This is a genomic window from Candidatus Melainabacteria bacterium, assembly GCA_003963305.1.
GTDB lineage: Bacteria > Cyanobacteriota > Vampirovibrionia > Obscuribacterales > Obscuribacteraceae > PALSA-1081.
The window spans coordinates 144,326-168,189 of the sequence record RXJR01000003.1 but is presented as its reverse complement, the minus strand read 5'-3'; the positions used below and the strand labels follow the sequence as shown (position 1 = coordinate 168,189).

The following is a 23,864-nucleotide window of genomic DNA, read 5'->3' as shown; positions in this document are numbered from 1 at the left end:
CCGCAAATGCGGTCCGGCGGCGATTAACTCAGTAAAAAGAGCAGGTTACTGAAAGGGAAGACAATGGCTGAACCCACACTACCATCAAGTGGCTCAATTATAGATAGCCACGCGCACGTCGTAAAAGAATATTTTGAAAGCGATCAAGAGGAAGTAATTCAGAGAGCCTTCGCCTCAGGCATAGTGCAGATGGTAAACCCGGGTGTGGTGTTGCACTCGATACCGGAATTGCTCGATCTGGCAGATCGATACGATGAAATTTATACGGCTGTAGGACTGCACCCTCATGATGCTAAGGACTGGAATGATGATAGCTTCGATATCATCTACAAGGCCTGCCGTCATCCAAAAGTGGTGGCAATCGGTGAATGCGGGCTTGATTTCTACTACAACAACAGCGACCACGATTCACAGGTGCGAGCCCTGAAAGCGCAAATTCAAATCGCGCTGGAAACCGACAAACCAATCATCATTCATTGCAGAGATGCCTGGGACGAAACAATGACACTTCTGGAAGAAGAAGGTAAAGGAGAAATTCGCGGCGTCTTCCATTGCTTCACGGGCGGACCGGAGCTGCTTCCGCGCATCGAAAAGCTCGATTTCTATGTGTCCTTTTCCGGCATCGTCACGTTTCCCAAATCTAAACCAATTCAAGAAGCGGCCACGTTAGTGAAGGACGACCGCATTCTCGTAGAAACAGATTGTCCTTTTCTGGCACCACAGAAGGTGCGCGGAAAGAAGAACGAGCCTGCCTATGTCTGGTACACAGCAGAAAAGCTGGCAGAGCTCAGAAACACTACGCTGGCAGCGATTGCCGCCAAATGTCGCGACAACGCCCGCGCTTTATTTTCACTGCCGGTTGTTTGATCAGTGTCTCTTGAATTTCTTGAGCAGATCAGAGGCTTCCGAGCGATATTTCGATTGGGGCTGAACTTTCTGCAAAAGCTCGATTGCTTGCGAGTATTGGTGCTTGTTTCCAAATTTCATGGCGGCTTGGACATAAGCTGAATTGAGGGATTCTGAATTATCCGTGGCCAGATCACCTTGCTGCTTGAGACGCTCTAGAATGCGCACAGCATCTTCGGGTCGCCCCTGGTTGCTCAGGACCTGCGCAACAGCGACTGCGTCTTTGTAGCGACTCACCTTCATATAAACCAGACTGGCGACTAGAACAGCAGCCAGAGCCACAACTTTTATCCACAATTTGCCTTTGGAAAGATCGCGCAGCTTCTTTCGCCGCTGTGACTTGATTTCACGATCTCCCATTTCATTTTCAAATTCATGGCTGAAATCAACAGGTTCCGTGTCCTCAAGCCCCGGCAGCTTCAAGTAAGCAGGTTCATTCCAGGAAGAAAATGGAATCCAGTCAGCAGTCTGCTGGCGCTTCTGGGGTCGCTGTCCCTGACAGGCGGCATTGAATTCTTCCCACAACTCCTCTGCGCTCTGCTGGCGATCCTTAGGCTCCTTAGCGAGGGCCTTGCGGATCACCGCCTCAAGCTCGGGGGTGAACGCAGGGTCGACTCGAACCGATGAAAGTTTAGGAGCAGGCTCGTTGACGTGTAAAAACATGAGCGCCATCAAGTCATCTGCTACAAAGGGACGCTTGCCGGTCAGCATCTCGAAAATAACAATGCCCAGTGAGTATATATCGCAGCGATAGTCGATTTCCGCGCCCCGACAGCCTTCAGGGCTCATGTAAGCGGGGCTGCCGCAGACTTTACCTTCCAGAGTCAGGTCTGCTGAGGTGGCACCAGTATCGCCGAGCATTTTAGCGATACCGAAATCGACCACCTTAACAAAGCGTCCCCCCTGGTCTTTTCCCTGTAAAACAATATTTTCCGGTTTCAAGTCACGATGAACGATCTGGTGGCGATGAGCTTCTCCAACCGCATCGCAGACTTGTTTGATTACGGCTCTGGCTTTAAGAGGTGCCATGTGACCGTGCTCACGAAGAAACTGAGCAAGCGTGAGACCTTTCAAAAATTCGGTAATGATATATGGCTGACCATCTTCCATGAAGCCGAAGTCGAACAGGGTGACGATGTTTGGATGCTTGAGACTGCTTGCAGTTTTAGCTTCGCGGCGAAATCGCTTGACTGAATCCTCCGAGGTCTGATGAAGATTTCGCAACACCTTGAGGGCCATTTCACGACCGGAATTTTCCTGCACAGCCTTGTAGACGATACCCATCGAACCGCTGCCGACAGCACAAATGACTTTGTAGCGGCCACCAACTATCGTACCGATGAGCGGATCGTCTCCGGTCGGTATGAGTTTCGCACCATCTTCAGGACAGGCCATCAGCTTGTCGAGATAGTGGGAATTACATCGCAGGCAGACTTTCATTCAGACTCAGGTTAACCTTGCTAGTTCGTCATCGCAGTTGGCTTGCAAAAAAGAACGAAAGACGAAGTTTACACTCTCTTGTTGACCAGCTTACCACCACTGGGGCATAGGCTTAAGGGCCTAGGGCGTAGAAGGGCCAGGAATAGGCGTAAGCAGGAGTGTAGTGACAAGTATTATCAGCAGCACAAAAACAAGCAAGCCCAGGATGACCTTACGCCCGACGGGGCTCCACCACATCGACAGAACAAACGATGCAAGGCGCAGATGCACTGGTGCAGTTGTGAGATCAAAGCCGGGCTCATGTTCAGCCGGTACGCTGTTCAACCCGTTGACAGCCCTGTCAAGTCTGTTCTCAGCTCTGTTCTCAGCCTTGCCCTCAACTCTGTTCTCAGCCCTGTTCTTGTCCCTGTTGTCCATCTCATTAACGGCAGTGACTCGTTGCGACTCAAGCTCCGCAGTCGTCATGCGAATTGTTTCGGACTCACTCTCGTCGGCACGAATCTTTTCAGCGCGTAATTCAGTAAGCTTGCGAGCGCTTGACTCGTCAGCAAGAATCTTGTCAAGCTCTTTGCGGCGTTCATCAGCTTCTCGGAATGCCTCCAGGGGCGTGAGCTTGTCCAACGTTTTAACCCGAGGTCGTTCAGCATAACCAGAGCTAATCTCGAGTTCAGCAATCCTTTTTTGTGCTTCGCAGGCTTGTTCGAACTTCTGCCGGAACTCTTCTACTGACGCGGGTCGCCCTTCCGGTTTCTTAGAAAGACATTGCGCGATCAAAACTTCCAGCTCTTCACAAAATTGCAGGTCAGAACGAACTGCCATCAAAGTCGGTGGCATGTCGTTCATCTGCTGATGCATGGTGATAACGGAATTTTTATTGGAGAACGGACGCAGACCTGTCAAACTCTCAAACAAGACAACAGCAAGAGAGTAGATATCGCTGCGGTTATCAACCTCCATTGATTGGCACTGCTCGGGGCTCATGTAAGCAGGAGTGCCTCTCAACATACCGTCCTCGGTGACACGATCTTCCACCGCCAGCGGTGGCAGCTTAGCAAGACTGAAATCAAGAATTTTTACCAGTGGCTGATCTTGATTTTCAACAAGAATGATATTAGTCGGCTTAATATCACGATGAATGAAACCATGGCTGTGAGCCTCTGCCAGAGCGCTAAAAACCTGAGAAAAAATGGGATGAGCCTCAGACACAGTCAAGCATCTTCGCTCTGCGATTATAGTCGCTAACGTCTTTCCATCGAGATATTCAGCCGCAAAAAATGGCTCGCCGCCTGCTGTCTGTCCGAAATCATAGAGTTCGACGATGTTGGGGTGCTCAATAATGCTCAGCATCTGCGCTTCGCGCTTGAAACGAGCCAGCGCTTCTTTGTCATTACTCAGATTTTCACGCAAAACTTTTACAGCCACGAAGGAATTGTCTGCCACCCGGTGTGCTTTATAAACACGGCCAACAGAACCTTTGCCTATTAATTCGTCGATATGATACTTTTCGCCTACAACTGTACCGATCAAATTGTCACTGCCGGCGATTACGAGCTTGGCGCCATCTCGCTCACAGACAGAGACAGTATCATCATACTTACTGCTACAGAGCAAACACAGTTTCATTGAAAGCACTGCATCGCGAAACTATAGATCGCTCATTTTCTTTTTGAATTCACGAATTTTGGCGGCTGCTGAAGGATAAAGGTCAGATTTGCGAGAAACCATCTTCAGGTCTTTGACAGCATCTTGATAGTTCTCTTCCTTGCCTTCTTTCAAACCGAGCTGATAATAGACGGTATTCATCTTCTCTGTTTCGGCAGCTGAGAGATTACCGGCTTTCTTTTTAGCTTCCAAAAGCTCACGAGCCTTCTCATATTTACCTTGCTTGATATAAGCATCAAGACTGAGAGGCGCTGAAGACTTCGGTGGACCGAAGAAGGGCAGGAAGCCGCCATACCAGAGAGCGAATCCGCCCACCAGACAAGCCAGAATTAGTGCCACCCATAGTGGTGGCTTCGGCGGACCCTGAAAATTCCTTCTTACACGAGCGCGGCTCTTCTTCAGGGTCTCAGCACGTTCAGCCTGTATCTGCTTGGGATCATTCTTAAACCCGGAGTAATAGTCTTGAGCGACTTCAGGTGTTTTGCTTGATTTGATCGCGTTATTGATCAACTCGGCAGCTCTGGTCATGCGATCTGTCGGAGCGCTGACATAATTTTGGAAAGCACTGCCTTCGGGCGGTTTCTTGTTCGGATCGGGCGCGGCTGGTCCGGGGACATTGGCAGACGGCATGAAGCTGCCACTTGTTCTCGGGTCGGGTGATGCGACCTGAGCAAATGGATTGACCATCGAAGTGCTGGCAGCGGCGTCAAACGGATTGGAAGCAGGCACGTTCGTAAGTGAGCTGCTGCTGGCAGTGCTGGGGCTGGTGCCGCCGTACACGGCCGGTGCCGGTGGTGGCGTTGGTGGTGCGGGGCTGGAGTATGCATCAGCGAACGGGTTCACCATTTGCGGTGGCAAAGCCGGAGCATTAGTAGTTGTCTCCTGACGCTGAGCGGCTTCCAGCAGCCTGTTAACAGCATCTGAAAGTGAATTGGAATCGGTTGGTCCCGGAACGAAAGGCGCAGGCGTTGGTGTCGGCGCTGGCGCTGAGGGCACCGGTGCTGGTGGCACTGCTTCCGGTGGCAGCCCTGTTGAAATCGGCTTTGCTACATCTGCAGCTTTCAAAGCTTCGATCTTTTTCTTGACCGCCTCTATCTTTTTGTTCAGAACCTCGGGCTTCTGCGTCGGTTCAGGCGAGCGCTTGGCGGCTTCGATCAAACGGCTGACGGCATCATGTACCCGATCTTCCTCTGCCGTGCTATCAAGAGCTTCGATAGCCGCTGCATCGGGTGGCTTACCAACAGCAGCCGCTGTTTGACCGAGGTCAGAAGGCGTGGCTGTAACAGGTTTGGGCTCAGGCTTTATTCTTGCCGAATCAAGCAATCCATCGACTGCCTGCGCAAAAGGATTGAGCGACTCTTCCGCTCGGTTGATTGGATGCTCAAAACGATTAACGTCGAGAGAAGTGCTGGCGGCAGGCTCAATCGTCTTCTTCTCGGACTCACTTGCACCAAGCATTTTACTGCCGGCGGCACTACCCGATATAAAACCTTTATTGACGGGCTGGTCGAACCGCGAATTATCAGCAGCGGCGGCATCGGCCAGTGCTTCTCTATTGATCGGATTTTCGAACCGCGATGGATCAAATGATGCTCTACTGTTTATAGGCAACTCGAATCGACTCGGATCGAGTGGATCGGGAGCATTTCCGGGTGGTGCCTCCATCTGCTTTAGTTTGTTGGCAGACCGACGCACATCTTCCTGTGTCTTGGGCATGATGGCGGCATCAAGCAGTCCGTCGATTGCTTGTGCAAACGGATTGAGCGACTCTGCAGGCCTGTTGACGGGCTGCTCGAATCGGCTCGGGTCAAAAGCTGGTCGCTCGGAACTTACCGTTTCGCTGTTGCCTGCAGGCTGTACTGGTGTCGGCGCTATCGGCGTCGCAGCTGATGTTTGAGCGGGCAAATTGGGAAGTGACGTGCTCGGTCTCGATTGCGGTGCATTCGGCAAAGACGTGCTCGGCTTGGCTTGCGGTGCGTTCGGCAAAGATGTGCTCGGTTTCGCTTGCGGTACGTTCGGCAAAGATGTGCTCGGTTTCGCTTGCGGTGCGTTCGGCAAAGATGTGCTCGGTTTCGCTTGCGGTGCGTTGGGCAAAGACGTGTTCGGTTTCGCTTGCGGCGCGTTGGGCAAAGACGTGCTTGGTTTCGCTTGCGGCGCGTTGGGCAAAGACATGTTCGGTTTCGCTTGCGGTGCGTTCGGCAAGGACGCAGCCGGTTTTGCCTGCGCCGGTGCGCCTGGCTGACCAGGTAGTCTCTGAGCGCTTGCGGTAGGTGGCTGACCAGGTCTTGCCGTGTTCGCTCCCGGCACTCCAGGTCGAGCCGGTGACGTGGCCGCACCGCCTGGTTTCAGACCGGCAGCAGTAGGCGAAGCTGGTGCTGCGCCGGCAGGAGCACCTGGTCTCGCCTGCGCTCCAGCCGCTTGTGGAGGTGCGTTCGATTTTGGTGCAGCGCCGCTACCTGGTGTTACAGGCGGTGCAGGACGGCTGGCATCAGCCCTGGCACCCGGGGCAGATGAACTGGTTGAAACAGGTTTAGCAGCTCCCGGCTTAACTCCGTCAAGCCGGCTGTCGAGATCTGACTCAAGACTACCGGCTTGTTTTGCCAGCGGTCTCGCCACCGAATCTGATGGCATGCCGGAGCCGGCGGAATTGCTCTGAAATTGCTCTGCGGCTTTAAGTGACAGGGGAATAGCGGCACCGGACTCCTCGGCGACTTCTTTGGGAAGTTCACCGGATCCACGTCTTGCTGCTTCAGCAGCCGATTTTGCTTTCAGGAGTTCAATTGGCTTGGCGATTTTGTTGCCCTGCTTAGTCTGCATTGACTGCGCTTCCGCAGAGGTGGAGGAGCCCAGACCAGGACGAGGAGCAGCGGACCCCGGACCAGTCGGCACCCTGGCAGCAGGATTGTTGGGCTGACCTGGTTGCGGAGCTTTGGCCGCAGGTGGAGTAGAAGCAGCCGAGAGAGCAGGTTTTGAAGCCGCACCCGGTTGAGGCGAAGAATTCGCCGGCAATGCATTTGGTGAAGCCTGAGCAGGAGCTTTTGCAGCACCGCCTGCCTGATTGTTGCCCGGCACATTCATCTCACCGGTGTTTTGACGACTCAACACCTTATGGGCCCAGTTGGAGACTTCAGGACCACTGTTTTCAGGCGGGCTTTGACCACCTGAAGCTTTTAGAGGCTGAGGGGAATCTTTCTTTGCTCCACCTTGCTCTTCATGACGAGTGAGAACATCTCTTGCCCAGGTGCCTACATCTTCTTGCTTCACAGCTTCAGAAGCGCGCTTGGCGGACTTTAAGAGGCGATTTACTGCGGCCGAGACATCGGATGAATCCGATTTTGCTGCTGGTGCAGCGGCTGGAGTGGAAGGCATTACTGCCTCTTCGGATGGCTCTTCCCAATCTTCAGGTCCGGGCAAGAAATTATGAGAACCTGTGCTGGTCGAGCCACCGCCGCCATCCATCAAACGGTCTACGACGGGCACCGAGAACAAGTCGACTGTTACGCTTTCTCTCTTGCCTGACCCCATGTCAGAGCTGGCAAATGCGTCTTCCAACTCTTTCTGGAATTCTTTAATACTCTGCTGTCTGTTATCGGGATTTTTTGCCAGGGCTTTGGCGATAGCGAGTTCTACCTGCATGGGGAAGCGCAGGTCTGATCTCATGCTGCTGAGAGTCGGCGGCGGCTGGCTGACGTGCATGTAGAACAACTTCATGACGTCGTCGGCCGCAAATGGTCGCATGCCGGTCAACATTTCAAAGATAACGATAGCGAGCGAGTATATGTCGCTGCGCTGATCGAGTTCGAATCCCTGGCACTGTTCAGGGCTCATATAGGCTGGGCTGCCGGCGGCTGTCTTCTGCTTGGGCACTCCGGACGTGCCTGATGGTGCGTCGGCGATACCGAAGTCGAGCACTTTCACATAGTCATCAAAATTGTTATCGCCCTCGTTCGTCTCTAGCACGATGTTCTCGGGCTTGATGTCACGATGAATGATGTTCTGGCGATGCGCTTCGCTCAGGGCCTCGCAAATCTGGGTAATGATTGGCATGGCGCGTGCGGCATGCAGATAGCCTTTTTGCCTGACCAGGTCCGCAAGCGTCATGCCTTCCAGATAGTCCATAACGAAATACGGCTGGGCGTCATCGGTTACTCCAGACTCCCAGATATTGATGATATGCGGATGACGAAGCCGGCTGGCAGCTCTGGCTTCTCTTAAAAACCGGTCCAGAGCTCCTGCTTCGGCGCCCAGGTAACTGTGCAACACTTTTACAGCCACCTCGCGCCCCATCAGGAGCCGGGTGGCTTTATAGACGATTCCGCTCGAACCTTTTCCTATGACCGAATCAACCACGTATCGATCGTTGATCAGGGCCCCAATCAATGGATGTTCTCCTACCGCTTCCAAAGTAGAAGTGTCCATCGGACAAAGCTCGATGCCATCCTCAAAATATTGGTTGCATCGCAGACAGAGCTTCATATCAGTTGAATTCCGATAACCTCACTGAAAAATATTGACGCTCGCCCACGCTGCATCGACAAATGCGAAGAGCTCCCCAACAATTAAGATACCCTGGAATCACGCGCCTACACGTCGCCGTGCAAAATATGCACTTAAATTCGACAGGATTAAGTAGATGAAATAGCCAAGCCGCCAAGCTTTAAGCAATAAAACACCTGCAATTACAATACCTCTTTCTAAGCCTCTTGTGCCACTCTTAGGGCCGCTTGACTGACACAAATTGGCTCAAATTTTCCACATTGTCAAAAGACTCATCGACGAAACCGAGCCAACAGCATTATCCGACACTCGCGCAAGACGGTCGTCAGGTGCTCAAAACGGTCTGCAGTGTTTCACTTGCTCATAAAACTGGTGGTCTGACGAGAGTACCAATCACCAGGCAACCTCTCGACTACTCCGGCCAGCTCGAGCATCGTCAAGGTGGCCGAAAGCTCGCCTGAGTGCAGCCCCGATCGCTCGATTAAATGGTCAAAGTGAACCGGTTCGGCGCTAATCAGCTCGAAAACCTCTTTTTCTTTACCAAAAAGCTCAACCACAACCGGTATCGGCCCGTTCGATGGTGCACTGGTCCAACTCAACTCGTTCAAAATGTCTTCGTGGCTGGTCAGAACATGAGCCGTCTGCGCGCTAATCAACTTGTTTGTGCCTCTGGACATCGGGTTATCGACGCGCCCAGGCAGAGCAAAAACTTCACGATTTTGCTCAAAAGCAATTTTGGCGGTGATCAAAGAGCCGGAAGTCTCACCCGCCTCAATTACAGCCAGCCCCTTTGACAAGCCGCTGATAATGCGATTTCTAGCCGGAAATCGCCATGGTTCAGGTCTTGTACCGGGGAAGAACTCGGACACAACAGCCCCGTGTTCGCCGCTTACGAGCGACTTGAAGAGAGGACGGTTGCCCGAAGGATAGCAAACATCGGGTCCGCAGCCCAGAACAGCCACTGTTCTGCCACCACCTTCAATGGCACCCCAGTGCGCCAGAGAGTCGACGCCAACTGCCATGCCGCTTACAATCGTGGCACCAGCGCGAGCTAGATTTCGTGAAATTTCTTTGGCATACTTAGTGCCATAGCTGGTCGGTCGCCGCGTTCCGACGACTCCTACGGCATAAATCATGTCGTCAGGAGTGAGCCGCCCATTAACGTACAAAACTACGGGCGGATCGTGAATCTCTCGCAACCGCATCGGATAGACCGGGTGATAGAGAGGATATACCTGAATATTTTCCTTGCGCACTTTCTCTAGAAGTGCCGACGGATCTATGGATTTGCGCTTTTCTATAAAGGCATCGATGACATCCAACTTGAGTATATCCAGCGATCGCAACTGATCGCGGCTGGCAGTCCAGGCCTCGGCCAGCGAATGCAACTCCTGAAACAAACGCTTGATACGGGTAACGCCAAGACCCGGCCCAGAAAGCTGGTCAAACGCCAACCAGTGTGCTTGCTCATTGTCGGTCCACAAATCGTCATCCACGTTCATCGGGCCAGAACTCATTGGCAAACCTCGGGTAACCTACTTTCATTAAGACTGTAAATATGGAAAAAAAGTTCAGCCGTTTTGAAAGTATACGGTAGCAAGTTAATTAGAGCAGGCAGAGTCGGCTTCTACTTAGCGACCCGTAGCCAGAGAGAGGGTGAGACTGTTCTAAGCGCACTGGCTACGTAGTTTCACCAGTTACAGACCCGGCAGCGATTCATATAGTGATGCTATATGAGTCGGGGAATAGCCCGGACCAACTTCCACCGGGGTTTGTCATGAATTCAGGACGCCAATTTATTTACCTGTCACTTGCTTCCGGGTTCGCCTGTCTTTTAGCAACTGCAGGACAGGCTCAGGATTCAAATCAGCTTTACAAGCTCAAGGCAATGACAACAAGCCAGTCACGACTGAGCCGCAGTGAGGTGGACACGAGTAATCTGGGAGCACTGGCGCCCAAACAGGCACCACCGCAGATGGCCTTTGCCGGTTCGGCCGAAACATCTGTGCCGGCGATGGCAATTCAACCGGAAAAATCCGAACCTGATAAAAGTTATCTGCAGGAATATGCAGTCGACTGGTCAGGCTGGATCGCTAAGCTGGCGGACCGATGGTACTACGTCTTGCGAATGAACGAAGAAGTAGTCGGCAACGAATTCGTTACAGCCCGCCCGGCTTTGATCCAATTTACCTGTTACAACAACGGTCAAATCGGCAATATGTTTTTGAAGCAAAGTTCGGGCAATCCGGCATACGATCGGCTGCAGATGATAGCATTAATGCAGGCAGCCCCCCTTCATGCGTTCCCGCAGGGCACACAGCGAACTTCAATTACTCTCGTGCAAGGCTGGGAATCGCATATAAAGCAAGCCGGCGAGCAAGATTTCGTTCCTGGCAGCTTTGGTAAAGGCTTTCCGATGGAGAAAGTCAAACAATGGATCAAGGAAAAGTAAAAGCTCTCCTTCTCAGCGTCGCCATCATATGCAGTGCCCCCCTGGTCAGCCTGGCCAAGGGTGCTGAAACCGGCGATAAAGCCACGCTTGGGGCTATGGAGCAAAAGCTTTTTTTCAAGACATACAGTGACGACGACAACGAAGCACGGCTGGCAAGAATTGAGAAACGCATTTTCGGCGACGCCGTGCCTGGTGATTTTGCTCAGAGACTGGAACGAGTTAAGACTGCAGTAGGTCCACAAGTAAACCCTGATGGCACCGTTACTGGTGCACCGGCTGAGCCCGTGGCCGCCGCGCCGCCACCACAACCGGTGCAAAAGGCAGACCCGCAGGCGGAGATGGAAAGAGCCCGCATCGCTGTCATGGCTGCACGTGAAGAAGAAGTAGCCAAACTGCTTGCCGAGGGCGTAGAGCTGTGGCGTCAGAAAAGAGGACCGCAGGCCATTGAACGCTTTGAACAAGTGCTGCGACTCGATCAACACAACTCGGAAGCGCACTTCAACCTCGGTGTCGTTTACGAATCTGCCAACAATTTAGTGGAAGCTTCCGCCTGCTACCACAAAGCAGCAGAGGAAAATCCAAACAATCGCGACTATCAGGAAGCAATCACCGCCGTAGAAAAAAAATTGACGGCACGAAAAAAGAATGACGACAAAGCCGGTGAATTGCGCGTATTAGCAGAAGATGCGGCCGCCGCTTACAAACGTCAGGAATATTTTTCGGCACTCGATCTGTACAAACAATTAGATGCCAAAGCACCGAATAAGGCACTGGTAAAGTACAACATCGGCACCCTCTATTTCGTCACTAAAAACTACACTGACGCGCTTGTCTACTACAAACAAGCTCTCAAACTCGAACCCAAAGAGCCTCGCTACCAGCAGGCAGTACAACAGCTTTCAGCCAATCTAAAAGCAGGGGAAGAGGCGCAGAAGCAGAACGATCAACAGTGGCAGCAGTACCAGCAAGCGACCGGCGGAGTGGGCATGGATGGCAAACCGACCAAGCCTGCGAAGAAAGACAAAAAGGCGCTAGCGCAACAACAACCGCAGCAAATGCCGCCTCAACAAAACTATGTTGCTCCGGCTGTTCAACCTGCTCAAAATATAGACTTCATGGCCGGTATCGGTATCATTGCCAAGCCTGCACATGACGGTCTGCAGATAGTCCAGATCGGTATTGCCTCACGGGCTGCCCACGTGGGACTGCAACAGGGAGACCTGATCAAAGCCGTAGACGGTAATGTCGTGAAGAGTATGGCTGATGCCAATCAGATACTCTCAAGAAAACAGCAGGGCGCACCGGTGCAGCTCATGATCCAGAGAGCAAACCAGATGGGTCAGTTCAGTTTATAAAGCTTTGAATGAGAAAGTTTTTTGACGCTACTCGTCGGCTAGACTGCCGCCGAAAGAAAAGTTGTCGTTCAACCACATTGCTAATGCTGCAGACAAAACCACAATGGTCAGGCCGCTCACGATCGTCATAAAAACTCCTACGCCGGGGATGACATTGGATATCGTTTGATATCGGTCTCGATTGAGACATATATCAATTGTCGTGCTTTTTCGGTTAAGGTCAGGTTAAGAGACTAGATTTATTTAGAATGCGCTAATGCCGCAACACGCTCGGATATTGGGGTAACCGATTGAGGCTGCAAATCGGCAACCCGCCTGATGTTATAGATAGTGTCACGTTCAACAGGTATGTAACCGGCACCGGATATCAAGTGCTCCATTTTATCTTTCGCAAGTTGCAAAGGTGTTTTCGCACCAGCAGCATGAGTGATTTTCTCTTCCACAATCGTGCCGTCTAAATCATCTGCACCAAAAGAGAGAGCAAGCTGTGCAAGTTCAACGCCCAGCTGAATCCAGTACGCTTTAATGTGGTCGAAATTATCGAGAAGCAAACGAGAAATGGCGATGTCTCGCAATAATTCCTCATCACTCGGTTCAACAACCTCGTCTGCGATAGTAGTGCCGTCGTAATAACATTTGAGCGGAATGAAACACTGAAAGCCGCCGGTCAAATCTTGCTGGTTGCGCAACAAAAGAATATGGTCGATTTTGTTCTCACGACTCTCGCCGATACCAGTCAGCATGGTTGCGTTTGTCTTTAATCCCAACTGATGAGCAATGCCGTGAATCTCCAACCAGACGTCTGCTGGTGTTTTCTTGACGTGCATGGCCCGACGAACTTCTTCATCAAAAATCTCAGCGCCGCCGCCCGGCATGGAGCCGAGCCCAGCTGCGATTAACCGCTTGAGCGTGTCTTCATAAGAAATGTGTTCGAGGTTGGCCAGATACTCAATTTCGACAGCCGTCATGGCTTTCATATGGATGTGCGGGAACTCGGCCTTAATAGCCTTCAACACTTCCTCGTAATATTCGAGATCGCAGGCGGGGTTAAGCCCACCGACCATATGGATTTCATTAATTCCCAGGTCGGAACCCTTTTTCGCTTCTGCCAGTACCTGATCTACAGTCCAGGTGTAGGCTTTTCCCTTGCCTTCGGGATTGGCGTAAGAGCAAAAACGGCAAGTCTCGATGCAAAAATTGGTGGGATTGAGATGCATGTTGTGAATGTAATACACATACTTCTCACGACCTGGTCCGGCTTTGCGCCTGCGAGCAAACTCACCGAGCGCACCTACTGCCAACAAATCATCTGACTCGTAAAGACGGATCGCGTCTTCTCTGCTTAACCGCTGACCAGCCTGGACTTTCAGCCCGATGTCTGCCAGTGGATGGGATGACGGTAGAACTTGTTCGAGAACTGCTGACACGTTGGAACTCCTTTGCTGAGGTGGTCCTATCCTCAGGGCAGATCCTAACATGTCAAGACAGCTTGTTTTAAATCTGTGACTTTCATTTGCGCTGTTTTTCTCCACTTGTTACAGCTCGACAACTAAAATTGGCGATGCCGTATTACTTGCGATTGACACCGGATATAGTGTCGCAGCGCCATGGAACGAACATATGAAATTACAAACGCCCGATGACAGCAGTCCAAAATAAGCGTCAGAGCGGCCAATTCTGACGGAACGTGGGTGAAGCGATTATCAGACCTGTTAGGGCTACGGACAATACGGGCAGATAGCTGGGGACAGCTCAGTTACGATACACGGTGCAACCGGGGGCGCGGCGAACTAGCAGTCATGTAACAGGCCAGGATGTATGTCGAACGGACCATACGATTACGAAGACGAAGAGCACGAGATGACCGGCTCAGGTCAGCCTGGTCAATCGCCGCAGTTTGGAACCGGATCAAATCAGAAACTGTCGCCCAACAGCATGCCGATGCCGCGCAAGGCGATTCCCCGAAAACAACCCGCGCAGTCGTACCGGAATGAGCCAGAGCCTGACCTGAATTATGGAGTACATAACGAGCCTGAAGATGGCTCCGGCTATGCGTCTTACGCTGCTCCACCCTCAAAAACTGCCCTGCGCAAGAAAGCAGCAGCGAAAAAAGAAAAGCTCGATTCCGGCGGTTCGGCTGAAAATCCTTTGATGACGGCACTGTTTCAAATCGCCAGTATGATGCCCGGTCTGAGGTTGGAAGACCGCAATGTCAAACCACCGGGACGAGATCGCGACCAGGAAAGAGATAGTGGATTTCGAGCCCCACCTGACATCCGCACAGGCGGCGGGCCTCGCCCGACGCAATCTGGCGAAGGGGCTCGGTCAGGCGGCACAGTAAACCGCAAGAGTGCTCTCGACGAACTGGCACAAAAGCCTGAATACAGCGGAGGTGGAGGCGGCAGCCGACGCGAAATAGGCAGCCTCGAGCAATCTGCCTTCGAAAAATTTATCGAGAAAGTATTTGGGTCCACAAACGACATGGCACCGGTTCAGGAAGTAGAAGCTCCTGAAGTGAAGCAAAAAAAGATGTTCATACGCTTCGGAGTCATGGCCGTTATCGCCATTGTCGTTGCGGTCGGCTACAACATCGTGCCGCGACAAAATCAACTTTTCGATACATTTCCCCGCGACTTCTGGTCAGCAGAGCACGAGAAGGGTTTCAAGCTACTCGACGCATCTACGGCACAGTTTCAGATCGGCGGCGACAATGTCAAAACTCCGGTACGTTTCTTCTTCAGCGATCCACGTGACTTCGTCGACGTGATCGCACTCAGCCCATTTCAAAAACAGATATTCCTGGCAAAAACAGAGCACGGCGTTAAGGACGTCGAATCAAACATCGAACTGTTCGAGGCACGCGCACCAGAAAATGTACTGACCGGTGAAGCGCAGAAGATTTCGGAACGAGTTCAGGCATATTTCGACAAGAATCACAGTTATCCAACCACGGCTGAAGCGGTCGGGAAATACTTCAATCCATACGATGAAAAGGAACACCTGGTTGTCTTTAAACAAGTCACCGACGGTAATACCAAGTCGGGAGAGGACATTGAGCAAAAGAAACTTGACCTGTATAAAGAATTAGTGTTCTCAAAAGCGAAGATGGAGCCTGAGAAACCTGAGCCAGGCACTATAAGCTGCTTCAATGTAAAATTCGTTGCCGCACACCAAACGATCAACGTTTTCATCATCAAACCATTTGAGCAAGATGGAAAGCCGGTCATTGGGGCGCATACAGATGCTCAGTTTTTCATCTCACTCGAAGACGGCAGACCAAAGGAGTTGCTGGCAGTCAAACCTCTATTCGAATGGATCGGGAAAAGCGGTATCAGACCTTTGACCACTATCGTATTTGCGAACCAGCCTAATGCAATCTGGCTTATGGTATTGAGGCATAGCGCCAAACTGATCTTCACACTCATGGCGTTCGGTTCCTTGGGCTTTTTACTGAGCCTGAAAAAGGGAGATTCTCCGATTTTCTGGATTGTCATGCTCGTACTCACCTCTATACCGGCGCTCCTGGCTGACCTCGCCAATTTCATTCCATAAACTCACCTGGGCTCCCAAGACTCAGGGGTGTAGCCCAGTTCCAGGAACTTCTGTCGTTCGAGGTCGAATGACTGTCCAGCTCTCCTTTTCGCAATCATAAGATGATAGTAGAATGCGCCGTCGTTCTGTTTGAGCTTGATTGCTTGCGCGAGATCGACTTTAGCTCGCTCAAAATCGTTGAGCAAAATATGCGCCACGCCTCTAGTATCATAAGTGGTGGCACTATCACTCTTCAACCGGAGCGAGTTATCACAGTCGCGCACCGCTGCATCTAACTGTCCAAGCGCTTCCTCGCTCCAGGCACGGTTATTGTATGCCATCGAGTCTTTAGCATCCAGGTCGATCAGACTGGTGAGGTCTTTGACAGACGCAGCGTAATTTCCAATCTTTTGATATATCGCCGCACGAATCGCATATGCGCTGCTCTCAACATTTTTATCACGTAGGGCACTGGTGCAATCAGCAATAGCCCGGTCGAAGTGCTTCAGCTCGAGATTGGCTCTGGCTCGGTCGCAATATGCGTTGGCATTATCTGGAGCCTTTGCAATGGTCATATCAAGCAAAGGCAGAGCGGCTGCGTAATTCTTTTCTTTGAGCATCTGCACCGCCTTGCGATAGTAAGTTTCGGCAAGAACATCGGGACGATTGGAAAGTTGGCGATACGCAAAAAAAGTGACGGCAAACAGCGCCAAAATCAAAAGAGCCGCGCCTGTCTTTTTCAAACTCTCCGGCTGATTCCGCTGCACTGGCAGAAAGCACAGCCCGGCAAGGAATCCAACCAAACAGCCGCCGAAGTGCGCAGCGTTATCAGTGTTCTTATCGATAAAGCTGAAAACTATGCTGTACAAAATTAAGAAACCAACGATTTTTCCATGGAGGAGCAAATAACCTCTGGGAAAATTTTCAGGTCGACGCCAGACCACAGCTAGCATTGCACCAAAGCTTCCAAAAATAGCTCCGGATGCCCCGGCACTGATCAAGAGCGGGTTGACAAAGATACTGGTGAGCGCTCCACCGCACGCGGAAAGCAAGTAGATGAGAGAAAAGGAAAGATGTCCATATGCTTTTTCTACTTCCCGCCCGATATCTCGCAGCACGAACAAGTTGATGCCCAGGTGCAGAATACCTGCGTGAACAAACGAGCAAGTAAACAGTCGCCAGAACTGATGTGCAGCGATAGTTTCAGATGCTGAACTGGCCCCCCAGTTCAATAATGTCATTGAAGATGGAATTAAAAGCGATTGAACAGACGAGCTGCATACCATCGCGATAAAACAGGCGACGTTCAATGCAATGATTATTCTGACTGCTGACACCATCTTTACCGCAGAATCGGATATGACACGATTCTGCGACTAAAACATACTAGCCGCAATTGTGGAATTCCCCATGCAGTCGAGGTCCTGCAGGCAATTTGCAAGATTGCAGCCGCAGACTATTACTCTTTTGAAAAGAGTTCGACCGAGGGAAGTTGATCCAGCCCCCATAAGTCATCAATTGCGCCAATTATATCTTTGGCACTTATACACCGTTCAGGGTAAGCAGTGGCGCGAGCAATCGGTGGCGCAGATGCTACTTTTGCTTCCTGCACCGGCATTGGTGCCATCTGACTCTCCGGAGCCGTCTCCACAACAGGTGAATTCATGCCACTTGCCACAGCAGTTGTCGCAGTAGTTGTCGCAGTAGTTGCCGCAGCAGTTGCCGCAGCATTGGTCGCTAGATTGAATGCGCGTTCGCTGTGGTTGCGAAGCGGCCGGGTGTCCGTCTGACAGGATGGGGGCAAGAGGCTCTCACTTGGAGCCATAGCAATCAAAGAAGTATACGACCGCCTGACGCTTGCTCTTCTGTGCGAAAGCGGCGGCGGTGAAGCGAATGTCTGCACCATGGCTGGAGCATCGTGTTCGAGAGAATGAGGCGACTGAGCCCGCGCGGACTGAATAGCCTCGTGCGTTGTCGCAGGTGCAGCAGGATCTTTGCCTGCAGGCTTTTGACCTGAGGCAGGATGAACTTGCTGCAGGTTTAAACCTGTAGTGTTCATGTCGATAGGCCCACGAAGAGATGGGGTGAGTGGACGCCTTATTTAGTTCGGTAGTAAACCCAAGCGCCTTAAATCATCCTAATATTATCTGCTCTTGTCAAGTTAAAATAGTCAAGACGCTGACAGGCTCAGCGCCTGTAAGCAGGTATTGAAGCCATATACCGGATTAATTAGCACGGTCTCCATTATTAAGTCGATTGAACATTCAGTTGTTGAGAAGTTAGGATTGCTCTCATGATAGGCGCAAGCACCGGCATACTATTTCTCGACTATTTCGTCCGACCTTTCTTCAAGTTCGGCATGAAGTTTCCCATTGTCGGCATGTTGATTCTGCTCATTTGGTACGGAATCGTTGCTTACTTCGTTATTAAAAGCGGCTTCTTCAGCGACAGCGGCGACCAGAGAAGTTACTGAATCACTTCGGTAACATAATCACTTCCGCAGTTACCGGATTTACAGCAGTTACAGCTTCCGTTCGAAACTGAATAGACTGCCGAACATACATCGCTAAGTAGTCGGCGTTGTCTCGTTAGTACCACCAGGGAATGAATCTTCGACGACAACTGTCTGCTTGTTGGACATGACACCGAATATGGTGTAGCCAACGGCAGCAAGAAATCCCACAATGGGCCACAAGGGCATCTGCGGCAAAGGCAAAAGTTTCAGCACGGTGTCAAGCAATACAGCCGGAGTGAAAGCAACACAGGCGATGCGCAGACACTCCCCGTAGGTGAGTTTGACATTCATTCCGTTAGCCGATGCCATGCCGATAGCTGCAAGTATCAAGCTGAGAATGGCGCAGCAGATAAAACTAATCGGACCAGCCACGAGAAACACTACGATTGGAACCCACAGCTTGATGGTCTCAGCGAGCTCGATGTAGGACTCGCGAGTGTAGTTCACATCGCCGAAAGTCTTGAGCTCAAACTCCTGAGCCTTTGGATCCTTTCCATTTTGAATGTAGAGAAAGTGCTTTGTAACAACAAATGGAATGGTCTCATCGCCTTTAACATCATCTGTGGTGGCATCGAAAACCGCTATCGGCACCTCCCGATTTGTTTGCCGTACGGCAGGATCCATAGAATCGGTCGAATTCAAATTGAGCCGATAAGGTGATGGTTTGTCCATCTTGAATTCGCCGTCTTTAATCTCAACAACCGGCAGTCGTTCAATGAGCTTTTTCACAGGTCCATTCATGACTTCGCTCATTACGAAATAGACCTTGACTGATATCAGTAACCAGGACGTCATGATCAAAAGAAATAAATAGAGAAACGCGATGCCTTTCCAAGTTCGCACGACACTGCGGTACAGGTCCTTGGAGAAAAAACACATGTATAGAGCGTGCAAACCAGAATATGAATTCATAACATTGCCTGTTCTTTCGATGGAGAGACGATACGCACTTCCATCCTACCCGTTTTAACCATCATTTGGGCGATTGAACTTCGTATAAAGCATATTACGATGCACAAATTACCGGTTCACAAGGTATCGCGCCACTTGTCATTGGTCAAAGAGGTCAAGACATGATCCTCCCACCTGCCGTTGATGAACAAATAATCGCGTGCAAAACCCTCGGCGACAAAACCGAGTTTCTTGAGAACCCGTCCGCTTCTGACGTTGTGCGGCATGTAGTTAGCCATCACGCGATGCAAATTCAAGACTTCAAATGAATACTTTATGGAATGCCGCAGTGCCTCATCCATAAAGCCCTGTCCCTGCTTAGCTTGCGCCAGTCCATAGCCAAGATTGCAGTACTGAGCCACACGTCTGACGATGTTGTTGAAATTTACAAAGCCAATCACCGAGCCAGTCGCCTTCTCGAACATAAACAGCTTGAACGATTCGTCAGCAAAATATTCGTCTCTGTTGACTTTAAGCTGCAATCTCCAGCGATCCAGTTCAAAAAAGTCTGCGGTCCAGCGCGGCCCTGTCTTCACCAGATGCTCCTGGTTGTCTAAATAGAAGGAAAGAGCCAGTTCTGCTTCATACGGCTCGAGAAGGCGCAAAATGAGCCGCGGTGTCTCGATTACGGGAGGAACAGCATTTGAATCGATCAAGCGTTAAGACCTCTCAGCAGCTCAAATCAGAGTTCGCAATGATAACACCCGGTGCTGCCCGATACACGGGATTCAATGTTCTTGAACGCAGTCCGCGCTAGAATCAGCAGCGGCAATTTGAGGACAAATCATGAGTAAACGGGCAGTTATTTTCGTCGACATCCAGAACGACTATTTCCCAGGCGGCAAGTGGACATTGCACGGCATCGAAGCAGCGGCTGACAACGCAGCCAGGTTGCTCGAATCGGCACGCCAAAAGGGCGACCTGGTTGTTCATATCCGCCACGAATTTCCAACAGCCGAAGCTCCATTTTTCGCCCCCGGCAGTGAAGGAGCCAAAATCAATAACAGAGTGAGAAATCTGGAAAACGAAGCAGTTGTATTGAAACACCATATAAACTCATATCGAGAAACGGATTTGAAAGAAATTCTCGACAAGAACGGCATCGACGAAGTGGTTATTTGCGGTGCAATGAGTCATATGTGCATCGATGCTGTTACGCGTGCGTCAAATGACTTCGGCTACAAAGTCAATGTCGTTCACGATGCCTGTGCTTCAAAAGATCTGGAATTGAATGGACAGATAATTCCTGCCCAACAAGTACATGCGGCATTCATGTCGGCGCTTGGATTTGGCTATGCGAAGTTGCTCTCAACGGAAGACTACGTAAAAGAGCCAGTACAAGCCGGGTCTGCTAAGTAACGACGTTAAACAAAACCCCATCGCTTTTTCGATTGCTTTGGGCTGGTCTTGATTTGACTTACTCCCAGAGTAAGCAGATGCCTCGTGATCAGTTCAAAAAATTGATCGCGGTCCGTTCCCTTGATGACGGCCAGGTGATGCGACTCAGCCAGAGAAATTGGATACCCCATTCCTTTCTGGCACTGAGACAAAATCATGCTCATCGCCGCATGCATCTGCTCATCCTGACCGATGAGCCAGCGCGGAAACTCAAGACGCGCGATTTCCTCACCGACGTTCAAATAGCTGAAACAGATCCTGTGTTCGCGAGGCAGCAGTTTTGAAACGCTGGCGCCAGACAAGAAAACAGCGCTGCGCTCATTCAAATTCAAATGCGGTTTGAAAAGTACACGGTCAGATAGAGGCCAGACTTTCGAGCAGGGAAAATCTTCTTCGTTTAAGTCACCACAATGTTCTCGACATTGACTGGTCTCATAGGGACAGATCAAAACGCGTAAGCAGTTGACAATATCCGCACCACGGCTGTGGCTTAGATAACCAATTATTGGGATTCGATTGTGTTCGAGAGTGGAGAGAGCCTCCGACATTCTTCGAATATAAGTATGCTGATATCCATCCGGTAATTTCTCCACACTCCAGGGCAGCAACGAACCATCGTAGAGAGCCAGCACGGGCAATCCTCTTTCCTTTGCTTCCAGGCAAGCTGTGGTCAAAATCTCGAGTTCCATGATTGTGCGCTCGAGCGAAACGTACAACTCATCGATGTGCAAGCGCCGTCTATCGACAAGAGGATAGAGATCCTCCGGACGGGAGTAGAGCTTTGGCACAGTCTCCAGGCGTGGTGGCAGTTTGGCACCATAACTTATCAAAGCCATGCCAACATTTAGCAAATAGCAGGAATGAACTTCATGATGACTGGGCATTATCTGAGACCCATCCACAGCGACCACCGTATAGGCATCGTCTGCGACAGGGAGACTATGTTTGACTCCAATATCCTCAAGAGGGGTCGCAACAGGCCACAGCACCCAACCGGCGTTTTCATCAAGTCGAGTCGTGAATTCAGCAGGTGAACGAATCGCCCGATCGAGAGCGGCAAGAGCGTTATCGATCGTTTCTTGCACCGCATCAGTATCGATAAAACTATCACGGCTAATCGAGTCGATTTGCTGAACGACTTTTGTGAAATCGAGCATCAGGCTGTCGCACCAGCAGAAATCTTATCGATAGCCTTCTTCAATTCGGCACGAATTTTGAAGAGACTGTTCAATTTCTCACTCAGACGATCAGAATCTTTAACGTCGAATAAATCACTGAGATCACGGTGGTGCTCAGACTTGGCAATCATGTCATACAAAAACATGAGCAAATTCTCCAAGCCAAAACGATTGTAGGGAGCGCTCAGGGGAGAAGCATTTGTTTCAGAGCTGCTATCGTGTTGCACCATCAACGGGCTGAGTAGATAGGGCAATTCATAATCAAGCAAAACAATTTGATTCTCTGCGGAAACGACAAAATTCTCAATCTTAAGTGGCGGTGGAATCAAAGGCGGCATCAGACCTTGCAAATAAATCAAGGTGTTGCACAACTGCACGCCCCAGGCCAAAACAGTTTCCAGATTAGCGCGTATGCTACCGAGAGGTTTTCCGATAACTTGATTTTCAATCAAGTACAAACAACGATCTTCGTATGTATGGAAATCAACCAGACGGGAAACACCTGGGTGGTCAATCTGCTGCAACACTCTGGCACGCCGCGCCACCAGAGCCAGTGCATCAGGATCAAACTTAGCGGCTCGATCAGCCAGCTCGAACATCTTCAAATTGACGGTTCGATTGGCTTGCCACATATCTTCTGCTGTAGCACGTATGAAAATAACTCCTTGCGGCAATGGACTGTTATCAACGGACTTCTCTAATTTAGTGGTGATGATATTTACATACCGATCAGACCATACAGAAAAACTTCCAGAAAACGGCCGTTGCTTTTTGGTAAAAAGACGCATCGATGAAAGCTGCGTATTGTAGAGATGATCTTGCGCATCGAATTTGTAACCGATAGATTCCATCAAAGCTTCCGTATCTGGTGCCAAAATTTCGGCGCCATCCTCAGCGATATCACTGGCGGCAACCTGGAAGGCGCCGCTGGCACGCAGGGGTTTGTTCTTATGCTGCAGCTTCGCAGATGCGATTGATTGCGTAATGCGTTCCATGACAATATTGGCCGCTTCTTCCGTAGTATCAGGCAAAATTATCAAGATATGCCCCGGCTCAAAAAAACAAAGACGATCGCTGCCACGCAGTGAGTTCGTGCAGACAACCTTACCAAGCCTATCCAGCTGTTCGGCAGCAACGGCACCAAGAACATTACTGACCTGTTCATATTCGAGAATGTCGAGAGAAGCAATTGCAAATGGCCTGCCATCCTTGCAATAACGCTGCGAAAGCTTAGTGATCAAACTCTTTACACCATCGGGTGCAATCAGGCTCGGCTCATTGGTCGTATTTGAGCTTCTCCGCGTCCCGCTGCGACCGCCGGCGCGACGTTCAAGCGCTTGACTTTCCTGTGGGCGCTCCATCTGCTTTTCGGCGGTCTCGACTGGCTCTTCCATGTCATCCATTTTCGCACATTGCTACATCTTGATTGAATCTACCCTGGCCGGGTCAGAATTCAACTAAAATTGGTTAGTCGCAATCAATTCAAGTCACAAACAAAAAAAGAATGAAACAATTTAAGCCTCTGCCAACTAACCTGAAATTAGCCCCGACGCTGGCACGAAGACTCGTGCAAGTTCGCGAGATTCGCAACATGACTGTGTTGGATGTGGCCGAACTGGCGAATTTCCCCATCAAAAGAGTAGAGGATCTCGAAGCTGGTCTCGAAACATGGTTGAGTTCCACAGACAGACAGAGATTATCGAAAGCCCTGAGCATTGAACCGGCGTTACTTAAGGAAGTGGAGCAACGTCACAGTGCGGTCGCTCCACTGCCGGTGTCACATATGCTGGATGCCGAAACGGCAGAGAACTTAGCGCGCGATATTCTGGACGGCGTCGAGAATCTGAAATGCCCTGACTGTGGTTCGCCCCTGCGTACCAATGTCATCGATGGTTTCGACATGGACGGACATCCGACTCAATTCGCCAAAGCATTCTGTACGAAATGTCCGTACGTTCTGCGCATCTAGATTCAGGACA

Annotated in this window: 18 protein-coding genes; 7 read left to right on the top strand and 11 right to left on the bottom strand. The window is 50.8% G+C overall.

What is annotated here, in order from left to right; genetic code table 11:
- Positions 1–63: 63 nt before the first annotated feature.
- Entirely contained in the window at positions 64–867 is an 804-nt protein-coding gene (locus EKK48_03850; GenBank protein RTL45199.1) for a TatD family deoxyribonuclease, read from the top strand.
- Here EKK48_03850 and EKK48_03845 read toward each other — a convergent pair whose 3' ends face one another.
- From EKK48_03845 to dprA, 4 genes are all read right to left on the bottom strand, one after another.
- Positions 868–2,346 (bottom strand): serine/threonine protein kinase, encoded by a 1,479-nt coding sequence (locus EKK48_03845; protein RTL45198.1) that lies wholly within the window; start codon positions 2,344–2,346, stop codon positions 868–870.
- A 120-nt stretch (positions 2,347–2,466) separates the two neighbouring features.
- Positions 2,467–3,969, bottom strand: a complete 1,503-nt coding sequence (locus EKK48_03840; GenBank protein ID RTL45197.1) for a serine/threonine protein kinase — start codon at positions 3,967–3,969, stop codon at positions 2,467–2,469.
- A 21-nt stretch (positions 3,970–3,990) separates the two neighbouring features.
- On the bottom strand, positions 3,991–8,484 hold the full coding sequence (locus EKK48_03835) for a serine/threonine protein kinase (protein ID RTL45196.1): 4,494 nt from the start codon (positions 8,482–8,484) through the stop codon (positions 3,991–3,993).
- 374 nt (positions 8,485–8,858) lie between these two features.
- Positions 8,859–10,022: a DNA-protecting protein DprA gene (gene dprA / locus EKK48_03830; GenBank protein ID RTL45195.1), complete on the bottom strand. Its 1,164-nt coding sequence runs from the start codon at positions 10,020–10,022 to the stop codon at positions 8,859–8,861.
- Between the two features lie 260 nt (positions 10,023–10,282).
- Between dprA and EKK48_03825 the strand changes: the two genes are divergently transcribed.
- A complete protein-coding gene (locus EKK48_03825) occupies positions 10,283–10,957 on the top strand; it encodes a hypothetical protein (protein ID RTL45194.1) in 675 nt (224 codons plus the stop codon).
- Positions 10,939–12,312: a tetratricopeptide repeat protein gene (locus EKK48_03820; GenBank protein RTL45193.1), complete on the top strand. Its 1,374-nt coding sequence runs from the start codon at positions 10,939–10,941 to the stop codon at positions 12,310–12,312. The genes EKK48_03825 and EKK48_03820 overlap by 19 nt, the downstream gene beginning before the upstream one ends.
- Before the next feature lie 239 nt (positions 12,313–12,551).
- Here the strand turns inward: EKK48_03820 and mqnE are convergent, their stop codons facing one another.
- Positions 12,552–13,790, bottom strand: a complete 1,239-nt coding sequence (mqnE, locus tag EKK48_03815) for an aminofutalosine synthase MqnE (protein RTL45192.1) — start codon at positions 13,788–13,790, stop codon at positions 12,552–12,554.
- 340 nt (positions 13,791–14,130) lie between these two features.
- Here mqnE and EKK48_03810 point away from each other — a divergent pair, with 340 nt between their 5' ends.
- The gene (locus EKK48_03810; protein ID RTL45191.1) at positions 14,131–15,864 is read left to right on the top strand and encodes a hypothetical protein; all 1,734 of its coding nucleotides are present in this window, start codon (positions 14,131–14,133) and stop codon (positions 15,862–15,864) included.
- 2 nt (positions 15,865–15,866) lie between these two features.
- Here the strand turns inward: EKK48_03810 and EKK48_03805 are convergent, their stop codons facing one another.
- On the bottom strand, positions 15,867–17,183 hold the full coding sequence (locus EKK48_03805; protein ID RTL45190.1) for a rhomboid family intramembrane serine protease: 1,317 nt from the start codon (positions 17,181–17,183) through the stop codon (positions 15,867–15,869).
- A gap of 119 nt (positions 17,184–17,302) precedes the next feature.
- Positions 17,303–17,902 (bottom strand): hypothetical protein, encoded by a 600-nt coding sequence (locus tag EKK48_03800; protein ID RTL45189.1) that lies wholly within the window; start codon positions 17,900–17,902, stop codon positions 17,303–17,305.
- Positions 17,903–18,136: 234 nt separating this feature from the next.
- On the opposite strand from EKK48_03800, the gene EKK48_03795 reads away from it, so the two are divergent.
- Complete coding sequence (locus tag EKK48_03795) at positions 18,137–18,316, top strand: hypothetical protein (protein ID RTL45188.1); 180 nt, start codon at positions 18,137–18,139, stop codon at positions 18,314–18,316.
- Between the two features lie 93 nt (positions 18,317–18,409).
- On the opposite strand, the gene EKK48_03790 is transcribed toward EKK48_03795, so the two are convergent.
- A complete protein-coding gene (locus EKK48_03790; protein RTL45187.1) occupies positions 18,410–19,270 on the bottom strand; it encodes a DUF1189 domain-containing protein in 861 nt (286 codons plus the stop codon).
- A gap of 116 nt (positions 19,271–19,386) precedes the next feature.
- Entirely contained in the window at positions 19,387–19,935 is a 549-nt protein-coding gene (locus tag EKK48_03785; protein RTL45283.1) for a GNAT family N-acetyltransferase, read from the bottom strand.
- A gap of 160 nt (positions 19,936–20,095) precedes the next feature.
- Here EKK48_03785 and EKK48_03780 point away from each other — a divergent pair, with 160 nt between their 5' ends.
- Positions 20,096–20,668 carry a cysteine hydrolase gene (locus tag EKK48_03780; protein ID RTL45186.1) on the top strand — a complete coding sequence of 191 codons (573 nt, stop codon included), beginning with the start codon at positions 20,096–20,098 and terminating at the stop codon, positions 20,666–20,668.
- Positions 20,669–20,673: 5 nt separating this feature from the next.
- Here the strand turns inward: EKK48_03780 and EKK48_03775 are convergent, their stop codons facing one another.
- Complete coding sequence (locus tag EKK48_03775; GenBank protein ID RTL45185.1) at positions 20,674–21,864, bottom strand: DNA double-strand break repair nuclease NurA; 1,191 nt, start codon at positions 21,862–21,864, stop codon at positions 20,674–20,676.
- Positions 21,864–23,288, bottom strand: a complete 1,425-nt coding sequence (locus EKK48_03770) for a diguanylate cyclase (protein RTL45184.1) — start codon at positions 23,286–23,288, stop codon at positions 21,864–21,866. Before EKK48_03770 ends, EKK48_03775 begins: the two co-directional genes overlap by 1 nt.
- A gap of 101 nt (positions 23,289–23,389) precedes the next feature.
- On the opposite strand from EKK48_03770, the gene EKK48_03765 reads away from it, so the two are divergent.
- Positions 23,390–23,854 carry an XRE family transcriptional regulator gene (locus EKK48_03765; protein RTL45183.1) on the top strand — a complete coding sequence of 155 codons (465 nt, stop codon included), beginning with the start codon at positions 23,390–23,392 and terminating at the stop codon, positions 23,852–23,854.
- Positions 23,855–23,864: the final 10 nt, after the last annotated feature.